11 protein-coding genes are annotated in these 14,315 nt (G+C 71.8%); 4 read left to right on the top strand and 7 right to left on the bottom strand.

Translation table 11 applies throughout. The features are described from left to right. Nucleotides 1-40 precede the first annotated feature (40 nt). The 4 genes from ACYUED_RS13545 to pgfA form a co-directional block, all read right to left on the bottom strand. Complete coding sequence (locus ACYUED_RS13545) at nucleotides 41-4,492, bottom strand: alpha-(1->3)-arabinofuranosyltransferase domain-containing protein (RefSeq protein WP_491292530.1); 4,452 nt, start codon at nucleotides 4,490-4,492, stop codon at nucleotides 41-43. Beyond that, nucleotides 4,489-5,214, bottom strand: a complete 726-nt coding sequence (locus ACYUED_RS13540) for a class I SAM-dependent methyltransferase (protein ID WP_491292529.1) — start codon at nucleotides 5,212-5,214, stop codon at nucleotides 4,489-4,491. The genes ACYUED_RS13545 and ACYUED_RS13540 overlap by 4 nt, the downstream gene beginning before the upstream one ends. A gap of 101 nt (nucleotides 5,215-5,315) precedes the next feature. After that, nucleotides 5,316-6,467 carry a glycosyltransferase family 4 protein gene (locus ACYUED_RS13535; protein ID WP_491292528.1) on the bottom strand — a complete coding sequence of 384 codons (1,152 nt, stop codon included), beginning with the start codon at nucleotides 6,465-6,467 and terminating at the stop codon, nucleotides 5,316-5,318. A 194-nt stretch (nucleotides 6,468-6,661) separates the two neighbouring features. Continuing rightward, on the bottom strand, nucleotides 6,662-7,648 hold the full coding sequence (gene pgfA, locus ACYUED_RS13530; RefSeq protein WP_491292527.1) for a cell envelope lipid trafficking protein PgfA: 987 nt from the start codon (nucleotides 7,646-7,648) through the stop codon (nucleotides 6,662-6,664). 243 nt (nucleotides 7,649-7,891) lie between these two features. Here pgfA and ACYUED_RS13525 point away from each other — a divergent pair, with 243 nt between their 5' ends. Next, nucleotides 7,892-8,044, top strand: a complete 153-nt coding sequence (locus ACYUED_RS13525; RefSeq protein WP_266513737.1) for a hypothetical protein — start codon at nucleotides 7,892-7,894, stop codon at nucleotides 8,042-8,044. A 3-nt stretch (nucleotides 8,045-8,047) separates the two neighbouring features. Then, complete coding sequence (locus tag ACYUED_RS13520; protein ID WP_491292526.1) at nucleotides 8,048-9,295, top strand: PucR-like N-terminal domain-containing protein; 1,248 nt, start codon at nucleotides 8,048-8,050, stop codon at nucleotides 9,293-9,295. Between the two features lie 7 nt (nucleotides 9,296-9,302). Here the strand turns inward: ACYUED_RS13520 and ACYUED_RS13515 are convergent, their stop codons facing one another. Next, the gene (locus ACYUED_RS13515) at nucleotides 9,303-10,388 is read right to left on the bottom strand and encodes an NAD-dependent epimerase/dehydratase family protein (RefSeq protein ID WP_491292525.1); all 1,086 of its coding nucleotides are present in this window, start codon (nucleotides 10,386-10,388) and stop codon (nucleotides 9,303-9,305) included. Nucleotides 10,389-10,600: 212 nt separating this feature from the next. Here ACYUED_RS13515 and ACYUED_RS13510 point away from each other — a divergent pair, with 212 nt between their 5' ends. Both ACYUED_RS13510 and ACYUED_RS13505 read left to right on the top strand, forming a co-directional pair. Beyond that, entirely contained in the window at nucleotides 10,601-11,374 is a 774-nt protein-coding gene (locus ACYUED_RS13510; RefSeq protein WP_491292524.1) for an IclR family transcriptional regulator, read from the top strand. After that, nucleotides 11,371-12,216 (top strand): SMP-30/gluconolactonase/LRE family protein, encoded by an 846-nt coding sequence (locus ACYUED_RS13505; protein WP_491292523.1) that lies wholly within the window; start codon nucleotides 11,371-11,373, stop codon nucleotides 12,214-12,216. Before ACYUED_RS13510 ends, ACYUED_RS13505 begins: the two co-directional genes overlap by 4 nt. An 81-nt stretch (nucleotides 12,217-12,297) precedes the next feature. On the opposite strand, the gene ACYUED_RS13500 is transcribed toward ACYUED_RS13505, so the two are convergent. Next, nucleotides 12,298-13,566 carry a DUF6545 domain-containing protein gene (locus ACYUED_RS13500; protein ID WP_491292522.1) on the bottom strand — a complete coding sequence of 423 codons (1,269 nt, stop codon included), beginning with the start codon at nucleotides 13,564-13,566 and terminating at the stop codon, nucleotides 12,298-12,300. Beyond that, complete coding sequence (locus ACYUED_RS13495; RefSeq protein ID WP_491292521.1) at nucleotides 13,563-14,186, bottom strand: toxin-antitoxin system, toxin component family protein; 624 nt, start codon at nucleotides 14,184-14,186, stop codon at nucleotides 13,563-13,565. Before ACYUED_RS13495 ends, ACYUED_RS13500 begins: the two co-directional genes overlap by 4 nt. Between the last annotated feature and the right edge of the window lie 129 nt (nucleotides 14,187-14,315).

Here is a 14,315-nt window from a genome sequence, read left to right as displayed (position 1 = left end):
CGCGCGGGGCTTTCGGCGCGTGCAGGGTGGTCCGGTGCGGTCACTTGGGGTCGCCCCTTCCGCTGTCGGTGTTCGGAGCCGGTGTCTGCCCGGGCGGTGTCTGCGCGGGCGGTGTGGGCGGGGGCTTCGGTGTGCGGGCGGGGATGGGGGCGGTGCGTGGGTCCGGGTCCGGTCCGCCGGGGCCGCGGGCCGAGAGGGTCGGTCCGGTGTCGGGGCGCGGGGTGGAGGGCTCGCCCTCGGCCCCCCGAACCCCTTCGCTCCGGGGCCGCGGCCCCCTCGCGCCGCGCAGCCGGCGCGGCAGCGACTGTGTGGGTGCGTCGGAGCCGGGCGGTGCGCCGGTGGCCGGCACCGGAGGCAGCACTGCCGTGGCCCCGGGCCCCTCGTCCGGCTCCCGCACACTCACCACACCCGCGAACAGCCCGGTCAGCGCCAGCAGTTGGGCCGCCTGCCCGAAGGCGCCGTGCCCCGCGCCCACCGGCTCCCCGGCCCCCGTCGCCGCCGCGATCCCGGCCCCCGCGAGGGCCACGAAGGCGATCGGCACGAGCGGCGCGTGCCGTCGGTACGCCAGCAAGGCCAGCGCGGGCACCAGCAGGGCGAACCACCCGGCGATCACGATGCCCACCGCGGTCAGCGTCACCGTGCCGAGCCACAGCCCCGGCAGCGGCGCAGCCGGCTGCGGCGGGTCGGGGTTCGGTGCGCGCCGCCGCCACACGACCAGGCCCACCAGGACCGCGAGCCCCACAGCCGAGCCGATCAGCCCGCCCTCGTAGGCCGTCGCGGGCTCGTACGACAGCTTGACCGTGCCGCCCGCCCCGGCCGGGATCCGCCAGCCCTGCTGCCAGCCGTCGAGGCGGACCGAGGTCAGCTCCTTGCCGCCCAGGGTGGCCTTCCAGCCGTCGTTGTAGTTCTCGTACGTCGTCAGGTACATGGCCGCACCGGAGCCGACGGTCACCTCCCGGCGGTCGCCCAGCCAGTCCCGTACCGTCAACCGGCGTTCCACCGCCGTGGGTTCGGTGACCGTGCCACGGGTGAGGGTGACGTCCGTCAGCGGGAGAGGTCCGGCGTCCCCGGCCTCGACCCGGTGCGCGCCCGCCGTCAGCTCCAACGCGTCGTCGGCGCGCCCTCGTTGGCAGAGCGTGACGGCGACCGGCCGGCGTTCCCGCAGGTCCTGTACCGTCCCGCGCACGCTCGTCCGGTACAGCTCGCCGTCCACCGCCACGTCCGGCCCCCGCCCGCACGGCAGCGAGAAGGTGCGGGAACTCCTCGGCTGCGGCGTGCGGTACTGGTCCAGTACCGGGATGTACGCCTCGGTCAGGCCCACGGGCAGCTGCAGGTCCTCGTCGGCGACCGGGTTGTGCAGGGTCAGCGGCGCGGTCCTGGTGATCGTGATGTCCAGACGGTCCGTGGTGACCGGGTCGAAGCGGACCACGCCGTTCTCGTCGACGCCGGCGGTCGTCGAGCCGTCCGGCGAGCTGATGTCCACCTGGGCCGGACGGCTCGACAGTCCGCCGGCCGGTGCCAGCACCACTTCCCCGACGGGCAGTCTGCCGTTCCAGCGCAGATGGATCGTCGCCCGGTCGCCCGCGATCCACGCCGTCGTCAGGTCGCCGTCGGTGAGGTTGCGCGCGGACAGACCCGCACCGAGGGGCGCCGTCGAGTCGGCGGTCGCCACGATGCGGCTCTGCTGGTCGGGTGCGACCTCGTACAGCAGCCTGTCGAGCGCCTCACCGGCCACCGGCACCGCGCTCGCCCTCACCGCGTACGTCCCCGCCGCGGCCGTGGAGAAGCGCCGGTGCAGGCCCGCCTCGGTGCCGGTGGCGGAGAGGCCGGTGGGGTCGGGGGTGCGGTGCAGGGAGATCATCGTGGCGGCGGCGTCCGAGCCGTCCGCGTCGGTCGGCAGCCGCAGGAGCCGGGTCACCTGGACGTGCGGCAGGAGGACCTCGGAGAAGCCCGCGCCGGTGAGGCCCGAGCGACGGGACACCGAGTCGACGATGGTCAGCTTCATCCAACTCGTCGAGCCCGCCGGTGCCTTGATGCTCTGCGTCTGACCGTTCGGCCGCAGGAAACCGGTCCTCGACCCCTTCTCGGTCTCCACGCGCACCTTCGTCGCCGCCGACCGCACGCTCCGCTGCGGCAGCGGCGTCACCTCGAACGACGACGGCATGTCGTAGCTGTCCGTGAAGCCGATCCGCAGCCACTGCCCGTCCGCCGAGTCCGGCGCGCCCTCCGTCCAGGCGGTCTCCGGATTGCCGTCGAAGGCGTTCACCGGGTCGTACTGGGGGAGGTGGAAGAGCCAGTTGCCGCTGGAGGAGGCGGTCACCGAGCGGGCGCCGCGCAGCTGGGCCACCGTCTGGTGGCCGAGCCCCTTGGCGGGCAGAATCTGGTGCGGCTTCCGGCCCGGGTCCTGCACGGCGTCCGGCGAGTTCCGCTCCGAACTCGTGTACGTGTACGACGTGTTGGCGTCGACCAGGCCGAACCGGGTGTCCGCGCGGCGCAGCCCGTCGCCGACCACCTGGAGGGACGGGGAGCCGAGCCCGGGGTGGTTGTCACCGGTCAGCACACTCGCCCGGCCGCGCAGCTCGGACGCCGTCGGAAGCAGTGACTCGGGGCCGCCGGAGACCACGGCGGTGTCGGCGACCGGCAGCAGATGGGCCTGCCCCGGCCTCGGCACTCCCTTGCCGGCGGGCTCGTAGATCTCCACCGCACGCTGCCGCGGGTACAGCCCCTCCACCTGGAGCGGCGCGTCATGGGCGATCGTGCCGCCGGTCATGACCGGCCCGAAGCCCGTCACCCGGACGTATCCCGACTGCTCCAGGGTCCGCTTCACGGTCGTGGTCGGTACCGAGCCGATCTGGTCGGGGTCCAGGTCATTGCGTACGACGACGTAGTAGAGGCCCGCCCGGCTCAGATAGTCGGCGAGGCCCGGGACGTCACTGCCGGAGGCCAGGGCATCCTCGACCGCGTCCATCGCGCGCCGGTTGCCCGGGGTGCCGAAGGGGACGTAGTCCCGTTGCGCCCAGCGGGACCTGGCGAGGACGTCGAGGGGCTGGTCGATGGGGGAGCCCCAGGTGTAGAGGCCGTGCGAGGTGGCCGGGGCGACGAGGGCGCGGGAGTCGGGGGAGTACTTCGCAAGCCAGCTCGCCGTCGTCCTCCAGTACGTGGGCAGCTCCTGGAAGGAGCCCGGGTTGAGGATCGAGCCGTTGAGGTACGGCCACATGAGGCCCGGAAGGACCAGGGCCGCGGCGACCAGCGGGGCGAACCGGCGGCCACGCACGGGCCGGGCCCCGCGCTCCCGCGCCGCCACGCCCACCACATGGGCGAGCCCCAGGACCAGCGCCAGAGCCAGTCCCGTCTGGAACTTGTAGATGTTGCGGAACGGGACCAGTGGGCCGTTCAGCCAGTCCTGCACGATCCCGTGGAAGGGCGCGCCGAACGCGCCGCCGTATCCCGCGAGCAGCACCAGGCCCGTGCAGATCACGGTCAGCACCAGCCACCGCCGCTCCGGCATGTCCCGTCTCGCCAGCCCCGCCAGGCCCAGCCCGGCCGCGAGCGCCGAGCAGACGATGACGATCACCGAGGCGGTGACCGTCCAGCCCGCCGGCAGCCACGCCTGGCCGAAGTGCAGATAGGCGACCCAGTTGCCGGCCCCGCGCAGCGCCTCCGTCGCCGACATGGTGGCCGTCGTGGTCTGCGAAGTCTCCACGTACGGAAGGAAGTTCTCGCCGTAGACGCCGAGCATCAGCAGCGGGATCCACCACCAGGCCGTCGCCACGACCACTCCCGGTGCCCACCAGGCGATCAGCTTGCGCTGACGTGGCCCGGGCGGCCGGGACAGGAGGTACAGCCCGACCGGCAGCAGCGAGGCCAGCGTGGAGGCGCCGTTCACACCGCCCATGAACGGCACCACCAGTGCCGAGCGCAGAGCCGCCACCCGCGCGGCGTAGCGCTCACCGGTCAGCGGCAGCAGCACCCAGGGCAGAAAGGCACCGGGCAGCGCGGCGGCCGACGTCGACCCGACGACGATCGTGAACACCGGCCACAGCGCGTACGCGACGCCCGCGAGCAGCCGGGACCCCCCGCTGCCCACCCGCAGCCGCTCGGCCAGCCGCAGCGCACCCCAGAAGGCGACGGACACGATCAGCGACAGCCACAGCCGCTCCGCAAGCCACACGGGCAGCCGCACGGCATGGGCCGGCCAGTAGAACGGCAGCATCGGCCACAGGTAGCCGGCGTACTGGTCCTGGATCCCGCCGAAGGACCCCTGGTCGTGCCACAACTGCCCCAGACCGGAGAAGAACGCGCCCGGGTCGACCGTCACCCCCAGCTTGGTGTCGAAGGTCTGCCGCCCCGGGTGCACCACCAGGAACAGCACGAACACCACGGCCCAGAACCCCACCAGCCAGCGCCGCGACCGCGGGCCCTCCGGGGGACCCGAGGTGGCCGCGGTGGTGGGGACGGCTGCCGGAGGAGGAGCCTGGACCGTGGTCGTCATGGGGGACACCGCCGGAGGATGAGGAGAAGGTTCCAGGTGGCCAACTCCCTTACGCCGGGCGCCTTCACGACGGCCTCGGCGAGGAACGGCCAGTAGCGGGAGCGCGCCGAGACGACCGTGACGTCGTCGCGGGCGCGCACCTGCCGCAGCGTGGTGCCGATGTGCACGGCGAAGAGGTTCTCGCCGAGAGTGTGCTTGGCGGGCTTTCCGGTACGGCGCCGGTAGCGGGCGCGGGCCCGCTCGGCGCCGAAGTAGTGCCAGGGCGCCCACTCGTGACCGCCCCAGGGCGACAGCCAGTTGGTGAACGAGACGTAGATGAGCCCACCGGGCCGGGTGACGCGGGTGAGCTCACTGAGAAACGTCTGCGGGTCGGCCACGTGCTCCAGGACATTGGACGAGAAGGTGACGTCGGCGACCCCGTCGGACAGGGGCAGGAGGTACCCGTCGGCGATCACGGCCGAGCCGGGCGGCTTCTCCCCCAACTCCTTCATGTCGGGCTCGAAGAGATAGGCATGCGCCCCGCGCCGCCGAAACTCCTCGGTGAAGTAGCCATTGCCTCCGCCGACATCGACGACGGTGCGTCCGGAGAGGGGACCGTCGTAGGCCTCGATCTGATCGGTGGCGTCGCGGGCGAGGAGCGAGTAGCAGTTCTCGGGATCGTCCTGTTCATGGAGGAAGGCCCGGAAGAGGGCGAGGGACCTCTGAAAAGAGGGATCCTTCAAACGCCGGGGTACTGCGTCGCCCCCACAGGGGCGCGGGGCTGTGTCGAATGTGCGGCCACCTCCGCGTGAGCGCGACAGGCCACGACGTACCCGCACCCGCCTCACGGCGCCCAGCCCCTCACCGCCTCCGCGGCTACCGCCCGAAACTGTCTGACCGTCCGGTGCCACCGATACCGAGCCGCCCGATCCCGTGCGGCCTTGCCCATCGCCTCACGCCGAAGTCCGGACAACCCAAGCGTGCACCAGGCCGCGGCGAAGGACGATTCCCCGTGCGCGAGCACACCCGTCTCCCCGTCCACGACGGAGTCCCGCAGTCCGGGTACGTCGAAGGCGATCGTCGGCGTCCGGCGGGTGGCGGCCTCGGTGACGACCAGCCCCCATCCCTCCACGGCGGACGGATGCAGCAGCAGCCAGGCCGCGCACAACAGCCGGTGCTTCTCCGCCTCGGAGACATGGCCCGCGAACTCGACGCCGGGACCGGCGATCTGCTCCAGGCGACCCCGTTCGGGTCCGTCACCGACGATCACCAGCCGGCCGCCGGTGACCGGCCGCACCCGCTCCCAGAGTCTCAGCAGCAGATCGATCCGCTTGTACTCGACGAGCCGGCCCACCGCCACGAACAGCGGCTCGGCCGATCGCTCGGCACACGGTCCGGGCTCCTCGACTCCGTTGTGCACCACGCGGATCCGGTCACGTTCGACACCGATCGCGCGCAGGGCGTGCGCCGTCGAGGGGGAGACGGCGACCAGCAGGCTCCGGTGCTGGGCACCGGTCAGCGCCCACTGTTCGAGTCGTCGGCCGATGCGTGCGGCCGGGGTGAAGGGCCCGCCGAACCGCATCTTCCACAGGTCGGAGTGGACATGGTTGACCAGGCACAGGGTGGGGCCGTGGTGCCAGAGGGGCGCGAGGTAGGGCATGCCGTTGCAGACCTCGACCAGCAGATCGGTCTCGCCGACCTGGCGGGCGAAGGCGGAGCGGGCGCGCAGGTAGTGGCCGAACTCACCGCCGGCCGACACGACCCGGTAGTCCCGGAAGGCCGCCGGGCCGCCGCAGATCAGGGTGACCTGGTGGCCGAGACCGGTCAGCCCCTCGGCGAGCCGGTCGACCAGCAGCTCGGAGCCGCCGGCCGCCGGATTGTCGAGATCCCGGTGGGCCAGGAAAACGATTCGGCGCGGTTGTGGGGGGAGCGCCGGAGGGTGCTGCGGCGCCCAGGGGTGTGCGGCGCGCAGCTGGGAAGGCACGTGCTGGGGCATGGGTGCTCCAACTCGTCTCAGGGTGCGGAACTCAGTGGTGTCTTTCTGGACTTGCTGTGGGGGGACTGAGCTCTTCATGGGCGGGGGGTGTGGACGGGCTGTGCTCGGGTGGGGTTGGACAGTTTTCGCCCAGCCGTTCGCCACGGCTACTCACCGGGATGACAATTTCCGGCTTTATTAGAACTGACGTCATGTCACTTCATGAGGTGAGCCTGGGATGTTCCACCCGTATCGGGTGCTTCGGGGCGTTTCCGTCCTCGTAGCACCAAAACCCCACCCACCACCGCCAGAACGAATCCGGCCACAGCGGCGCCGATCGGCAACGTCTGCCCCACCATGCGCAGTTGGCCGCTCTCCTTCTTCGCCAGTTTCACCTGCGCCTTCTGCGTCGCGGTGGTGAACCCCAGTTTCCGGCTGTCGAGCAGCACCACCGCGTCCTTCTTCGCGCCCGGCGCGCGCAGAGTGCGGCGCGGGCCGACCTGGGCGTAGAGGACCCGGCCGGTGCGCCGGTCGGCGACCAGCTCGATGCCGTGGTTGGAGTACCACTCCTCGGCGAGGACCTGCGGTGTGCTCTTCCGGCCGACGATCGTGCCGGGCACCAGCCGGGTGCCGATCTTCGTGGGCGCGACGGTGCCGGTGAACCGGTAACCCGTGTACCCCTGGACCTTCTTCGTACCCGCGTAGTGCAGCACCACCGTGTCGCCGAGCGAGTTGTCCCACCAGGAGTACGACCGTTTGTGCACGTCGAAGGGGAACTTCAGATACGCGTCGCCCTCGAAGTACGGGTTCTCCTTGCAGCAGTGCACCGGCTGGTTGGTGCGCCGGTCGGTCACCCACCGGTTCAGGAAGAACTCCAGCGCGTCGTGCGGATCGGCGGCCGGCAGCGACTTGTCCGTGTCGACCGTCGTCGTCACGTCCCACACCGCCCGCCCGCTCTTCTCGCTGTCCGCGACGTTGCCGCGCACCTGCTGGGTGACCGTGATCCGCTTGTCGTGCACGGTCTCGATCTCGTCGGTGTCGAAGTAGCTGCCGGTGCCGGAGTACACGGCGGTCGTGTCGATGTCGATCGGGTTCACGGCGGCCCGCGGCTCGACGTACCAGACCAGCATCGGCGCCAGGACCAGCAGAAACGTGCCGAGTCCCAGCAGGATCAAGGAGACAGGTGAGGCTGTACGGCGCATCCGGGCACTCCAGGGGGTGGGATGACGGAGTTCGGGCCGCTCTGTCCCTGACTTCCGGGTCTTCCGGGTTTTCCGGGTCTTCCGGATCGGGCCGGCCGCGAGAAGGGGCACGTCCTGGGCGACCCGAGCAGGGCCTATGGGCCGGGAACCGTAGGCGCCTCTTGACGGGGTGTCAATGCTTGTCGAGACTGGGCCGACGGGCAGGGGTGGGGACGACCTCCGGACAGAGAGGCTGACCCTGCGATGTCCAGACTGCTCGCCGCCACGCTCACCGTTGTGGCCGCCGCGGCCCTCGCCGTGGGCGCCGCCCTCGGCGTCGTCGCGCTGCTCGACGCGACCCCCGACCAGCCGAACACGCCACTGATCACGTACGAGCAAGCCGGACAGGGGAGTTGACCGGTGACGCCCGCCCACTCGCCGGCCGTCACCACCCGATCGGCCTGGCACGACGTCCCCCGCCTCCAGGTCCGGCGGTTCGCCGCCCTGGCGATGGCCGAGGCGCCGACGCTCGCCGAGGAGATCCTGCGGGAGATCCGCCGCGAGTACCCGCACCTGCCACTCGTCCTCGACGAGTCCGGCGAGCCGATGGCCCTGGTCGGCATCCGCCGCGCCATCGAGGTCTTCGTCCAGCACCTGGAACAGTCGGAGGGCCGGCCGACGGTCCCGCCGGGCGTCTTCCAGGAGTTCGGCCGCGGCGAGGGCCTGCACGGCCGCTCCCTGGACTCGCTGCAGGCCATCTACCGCATGGGCGTACGCCTGGCCTGGCGCTGTTTCGCCGAGATCGGCCAGCAGGCCGAGATCCCGCCGCCCGCGATGTACGAGCTCGTGGACGCCGGTTACGAGTACCTGGACGGACTGGTCGACCAGTCGGTGCGCGGCTACGCCGAGGCGGCGGCCCGGCAGGCCGGCGAGCGGCTGCGCCTCCAGCGCCGCCTGGTGGAGCTGTTGCTTGCCGAACACCACCGGGGCGACCCGGCCGACGCCCTGACCGAACGGGCCGCCCGGGTCGGCTGGCCGCTGCCGCGCAAGGTGGCCGTCGGCGTCCTGCTCCGCCCGGCCCGGGAGGCGGTCGCGCCCGCTGTCGGACAGGGCGTGCTGCTCGACATGGAGTACGAGCAGCCCCGCATGGTCGTCCCCGAGCCGGACGCCGCCGGCCGCCCCGAGTTACTGCACCGGGCGCTGACCGGCTGGTCCGGGGCCATCGGGCCGCCCGTACCGCTCGCCGACGCGGCGAAGTCGCTGCACTGGGCCGAGGCGGCCGTACGCCTGATGGAACGGCGGCTGCTGCCCACCGCGGACGTCCTGTACTGCACGGAACACACGGAGGCCCTGGTCCTCCTCCAGCCCGAGGAACTGATCGACGACCTGGCCCTGCGCTGCCTGGCACCCCTGGCGCACTGCGGGCCGACCCATGGGCGCCGGCTTGCGGAAACGTTACTGGCGTGGCTGGAGACGCGGGGCGGAGCGCCGGAGGTGGCCGCCCGGCTCGGCGTCCACCCGCAGACGGTCCGCTACCGCCTGCGCCAGATCCGCGAGCTGTGGGGCGACGAGATCGATGACCCGGACCGGCGCTTCGAACTCGAACTGGTGCTGCGGGCGCAGAGGCTGAGAGGGGTGCTCGGGGAGCCGGGCGGGCACGGGCCGTAGCGGCTCCTCATGTGCGGGACCGCTGCGCCCGCCACGCCTCGTAGTGATCCAGCAGGGTCTCCTCGACGGGCCGGTAACCGATGCCGAGCTCCCGCACGCTGCGGCTGTTGTCGACCTCGAACCTGATGCCGAGGTGCTTGCGGGTGTAGTCCTGGGTGAGCCCGAAGGCGGGGCCGAGGATGCGAACAGGCCAGTGCGGAAGGCGGGTTCGGGGCAGCCGGAGATCCTTCGGATACCGCCCCCGAAGGATCCGCGCCATCTCGTGAAAGGACGTCATCCGCTCAGCCGCGAGGATGTACCGCCCCTGTGCCTGCGGCTTCTCCGCGGCCGCGATGTGCGCGTCGGCCACATCCCTGACGTCGACCGTGGTGAAGTTGAAGTCGGGGGCGCCGTAGAAGAAGTAGCCCTTGAAGAGCTCTTCGAGCAGGAACAGGCTCCCGGACTCGGAGGCGGGAGTGAGGGATGGCTGGAGCACGAGCCCGGGGTTGACGGCGACCATACGCCACCGGTCCTGCCCCTTCGCCGCCTCCCAGGCGGCCTGCTCCGCCACGGTCTTGGCGTAGTGGTACGGGTTGTTCTCCACGGTGCTGGTGGTGTTGAAGTACGCCTCGCTCAACACCTGCCCCTCCATGCCGAGCACGTCGGCGTAGTCACCGAACACGGCGCCGACGGTGGAGGTGAGGACGAACCTCCGCACCGTAGCCGTCCGCTCCACGCTCCCGACGACATTCCGCGTCCCGACGAGCGCGGGCTCGACCATGTCCCGCTGCCCGTCCTTGATCTTCTCCGGCATGAAGAACGGCGAGGCGACATGGAACACGACACCGCACCCCTCCACGGCCTCGTCGAAGGACCCGTCGACGAGAAGATCCGCCTCGAAGAGCTCCAGGCGCCCGGGATGGTCGCCCTGCATGCGACGAAGGGGCGCCACCTTCGGGGCGCTCGCCGTGCTGCGGACGGTGGCACGGACGCGATACCCACGCTCCAGCAGCCGCCGCACGAGATGGCTGCCCACGAACCCGCTGCCGCCCGTCACCAGGACGGGGTGCGCCCTCGTAGCCTCACCGACGTCGCCCACCCGCGCTCCGATCATGTCCGGCCGGTCAAGGGAAAACCGCTGTCTGGCATTCTGAAGGGAGCACCGGACGTACGGTTACCGTTCCGCCGACCGCGGGCCTTTCCCGTACTTGGACCCCGCAGAACCATTGCCCGGGCAAACGCACTTGCGTAGCCTGTGTTCGTCATGCCGATCGTCTGTTGAAATTTCGAACACAGACGCCTCAGATAACAAGGGAGGGGCCGGTTGTGGGACGCCTAGTACCTGCCGTGACCCGGGCTCTCGACATTCTTGAGCTCTTCCTCGACGGGGACGGGACGCTCTCCGCCCCCGACATCGTGCGCAGGCTGCAGCTGCCGCGCACCACTGTGCACGAGCTGGTCACCACGCTCGCCGCCCGGGCGTACATCGTCCAGCTGCCCGGGCAGCCGGGGCGCTACCGGCTCGGTGTGCGGCCGTACCAGCTCGGCAGCCGGTACGCCGAGCAGCTTGACCTCGCCGCCGAGGGACAGCAGGTGGCGCGGTCCGTCGCGGAGACCTGTGACGAGACCGTCCACGTGGCGATCCTGGAGGGCACCGACGTCATCTACATCGCCAAGGTCGACTCCACGCACGCCGTGCGCATGGTGTCCGCCGCCGGGCGCCGGCTGCCCGCGCACTGCACGTCCGTCGGCAAGATGCTGCTGGCCTCCCTTCCGGATCACGAACTCAGCTCGCGCATCCCGGAAGACGCCGAGCTCGTCGGGATGACAACCAACAGCATCACCGAGCCGTCCGCCCTGCGCGAGGCCCTGGCCCAGATCCGGCAGCGCGGCATCGCGGTGGAGCGCCGCGAGTCCAACCCGGACGTGAGCTGCGTGGCCGCGCCGGTGCGGGACCGTACCGGGCAGGTCGTCGCCGCCCTCTCCATCTCCGTCCCCATGATCCGCTGGAGCGACGAGCGCCGCGAGGAGCTGGAGCAGCTCGCCGCCAAGGGCGCCGTGGAACTCTCGGAGCGCCTCGGCCACAGGACCGTCGTATGACGGCGTACGAGGTGGCGGTGCGCGTCGAGGCGACCCTGGGGGAGGGCCCGACCTGGGACGCGGACGCCGGCCGGCTGATCTGGATCGACATCCTCGGCGCCCGTGTCCACACGTACGACCCCGTGTCGGGCCGCCGCAGCGTCCGGGTGACCGACCAGCACGTGGGGGCGGCCAAGCCCAGGGCCGGCGGTGGGCTCGTCCTGAACCTCCGGGACGGGGTCGGACTCGTCGACCCGGACGACACCTTCCGCTGGCTGCACCGCGAGGTCGTCCCCGGCCGCCGTGCCAACGACGCCGCCGTCGCCCCCGACGGTTCCCTCTGGGCCGGCACCATGCGCTACGACGAGGCCCCCGGCGGCGGCACGCTCTCCCGGATCACCGGGGACGGGGACGTACGGACGGTTCTCGACGACGTCGCGGTCAGCAACGGCATCGGCTGGAGCCCCGACGGCAGCCTGATGTACTACATCGACTCGCCGACGCGACAGGTCGACGTCTTCCACCACGAGGGCGGCCTGGCCGTGGACCGGCGCCGGTTCGCGCAGATCGAGGACGGCGCCGGCTTCCCGGACGGGCTGACGGTGGACGCCGACGGCTGTGTGTGGGTGGCGCTGTGGGGCGGCTCGGCGGTACGCCGCTACACGCCCGACGGCGAGCTGGACCGCGTGGTCGAGCTGCCCACGCCCCTCGTGACCGCCTGCGCCTTCGGCGGCCCTGACCTGACCGACCTGTACGTCACGACGGCCCGCGTGGGCCTGACCGCACCCCACCCGGTGGCAGGCTCCCTGCTGGTCGTTCCCGGTGCCGGAAAGGGTCTGCCGCAGCCGGCGTTCGCGGGCTGAACCCCGAGGCGGCGACACGGGCGGGAGCAGGTGCACGGCTCCCGCCCGGACCCCTGGACCTTAGGCCTTCGGCCCCCGGCCTCAGCCGCGAACACCCCGCCGATCAACCCCGGCGGCGCCTCGCCCCGCCACGCCCGGTTCCGGTGCGTGGGTGCGTACGGCCAGAAGGTCGGCCGGGTGGCGCAGGGCTTGGGACAGGGTGGTGATCTCGCGGAGCAGGTCTGTGGTGTCGGGGGAGTGGTCCGGGTCGGTCTCCGTCGGCCGGTGGCGGGCCTCGACCGCGTCCTGGAGGGCCACCGCGGAGGCGAGGGCCTTGGCGTGGGACGGGGCGTGGCCGAGGGCGAGGGCGGCCTCGTAGGCCCGGTGGCGTCGGTCCTCGTCGATGTGGCGGGCCAGGGGGAGCAGGACATCGCGGATGAACGTCTCCCGGCGGATGAGCCGTAGCTCCGGTGTGGCGTGCAGGACGAACGACACACCGGAGCCGTTCACCGTGCGCATGAGGAGGTACAGGGGGCGCAGGCGATGGTGGGCGGCATGGACCCGCCAGCGTTCGTGCAGGTACTGGCCGGCGTGCGGCAGGATGAAGCCGATCGCTATCAGGATGGCCGACAGGCACGCGAGGGGCGGGGCCACCGCCGTGCTCAGCCAGTCCAGGCGGCGGCCGGTCCAGCGGGCCACCACCGCGGGCAACTTGACCGCGTAGAAGGAGAGCTGGGCCGCGTAGCCGACGCCCAGGAACTTCAGGCCCCAGCGCAGCCAGGCGTCGAGTCCGTCGGTGCGGACCCAGTTCCAGATCAGGCCCGAAGTGATCACGGTGGCCACGGCCTGCGCGAGGAGATAGAGCAGGATCATCTCGCGCATGTACGGGGTGTCGGCGTAGTACGTGTCGAGGTCCCGCAGCCGTTCCACCGGCGCGTCCGCCAGCGCGAACAGCACCCACAGCGCGGCGATCACCGTGCAGGTGCCCGCGATCACCCAGCGCACGGCGCGGACCGTCGACGCCGAACGGTCGGACAGCCCGTTGCGCCACGCGATGATCAGCAGCAGACAGGAGCCGCAGAACGCGGTCAGCAGCGAGTACACCCAGGGCGCCGAGATGTTCGGCACGCCCGTGATCCGGTTGACCCGGGCGATCGTCGACGGCGCCACGAACACGAACACGGCGCAGGCGATGAGCAGTACGCCGCCGACGGCCCGCAGCAGCGGGTCGCTCCACAGCCGCACGATGGTGGGCAGCTTGATCGCCAGGGCGGCGGTCAGGACGCCGGCCGGGATCCACCAGAACGACGGGTAGAACTCGTTGACGAAACCCGCGGGGGACCAGGCCAGTCGGGCGAGGGCCGTCGTCACCGCGCCGTTCCCCCGCGCCCCCGGTAGCCGAGGGACCGTCGGAGCGGGTCGAGCGGGGCGACATTGTCCTGTCCGGACCGCCCCGACCCCCCGGACAGCAGGGGCCGGAACACGGCGGCGAGCCGATGTCCGAAGTCGTCCGCCTCCGCCTCGTCGGCGGCACGGGAGCCGTCACGCGCGGCCACGGACAGCGCGGCGTCGTCGAAGGTATTCCACTCGTGCCGGCCGGCCAGCGCCGCCCCGGCCAGGTGGTGGTGGCTGTGCCCGGCGTGCAGGTGCCACAACTCATGGCCGAGGATGACCAGTTGCTGCACCGCCTCGGCCCGCTCCTCGACGATCACCAGGTCGAAGTCCTGGAACTCCACCCACAGCCCGGTGACCTCGATCTCGTCCGGGAACCGCTCGAACCGCAGCTCCACGGGCCGCCCACCGCGCCGTACGCGCATCTCCTCGCACAGCACCCGGCACAGTTCGCGCGCGTCGGCCGGCGGGCGCGGTCTGGCCCGCACGGCCGCACCGAGGCCCTTCGTCAGCTCCCGCATCCCGGAGGAGGCCCTTCGCGAGCGCCGCAGCCCCGCGGTGAGCCGGGCCGCCTTCTTCCGCGCGCCCGCGACATTCATCGCTCCCCCTCTTATGGCTCTTGCGGCTCTAGCCGCTCTCGCCGCCGCACAGCAGGCTGCCCGAGACCAGGCCGTAGTTCAACCGAGAACGACCTCCCTGGCTGGAAAGTCCCGTGCAACCCATTGACT

Source organism: Streptomyces sp. DF42, from assembly GCF_058267695.1.
Note: the sequence above shows the minus strand (reverse complement) of the source record. Positions and strands in the feature narration are given on the sequence as shown.

Excerpts from the sequence above, each read along its gene's own strand:
- ACYUED_RS13535 (WP_491292528.1), bottom strand. The coding sequence starts at position 6,467 with ATGCCCCAGCACGTGCCTTCCCAGCTGCGCGCCGCACACCCCTGGGCG.
- ACYUED_RS13545 (WP_491292530.1), bottom strand. The coding sequence starts at position 4,492 with ATGACGACCACGGTCCAGGCTCCTCCTCCGGCAGCCGTCCCCACCACC.
- ACYUED_RS13525 (WP_266513737.1), top strand. The coding sequence starts at position 7,892 with ATGTCCAGACTGCTCGCCGCCACGCTCACCGTTGTGGCCGCCGCGGCC.
- ACYUED_RS13505 (WP_491292523.1), top strand. The coding sequence starts at position 11,371 with ATGACGGCGTACGAGGTGGCGGTGCGCGTCGAGGCGACCCTGGGGGAG.
- ACYUED_RS13495 (WP_491292521.1), bottom strand. The coding sequence starts at position 14,186 with ATGAATGTCGCGGGCGCGCGGAAGAAGGCGGCCCGGCTCACCGCGGGG.
- pgfA (WP_491292527.1), bottom strand. The coding sequence starts at position 7,648 with ATGCGCCGTACAGCCTCACCTGTCTCCTTGATCCTGCTGGGACTCGGC.
- ACYUED_RS13515 (WP_491292525.1), bottom strand. The coding sequence starts at position 10,388 with ATGATCGGAGCGCGGGTGGGCGACGTCGGTGAGGCTACGAGGGCGCAC.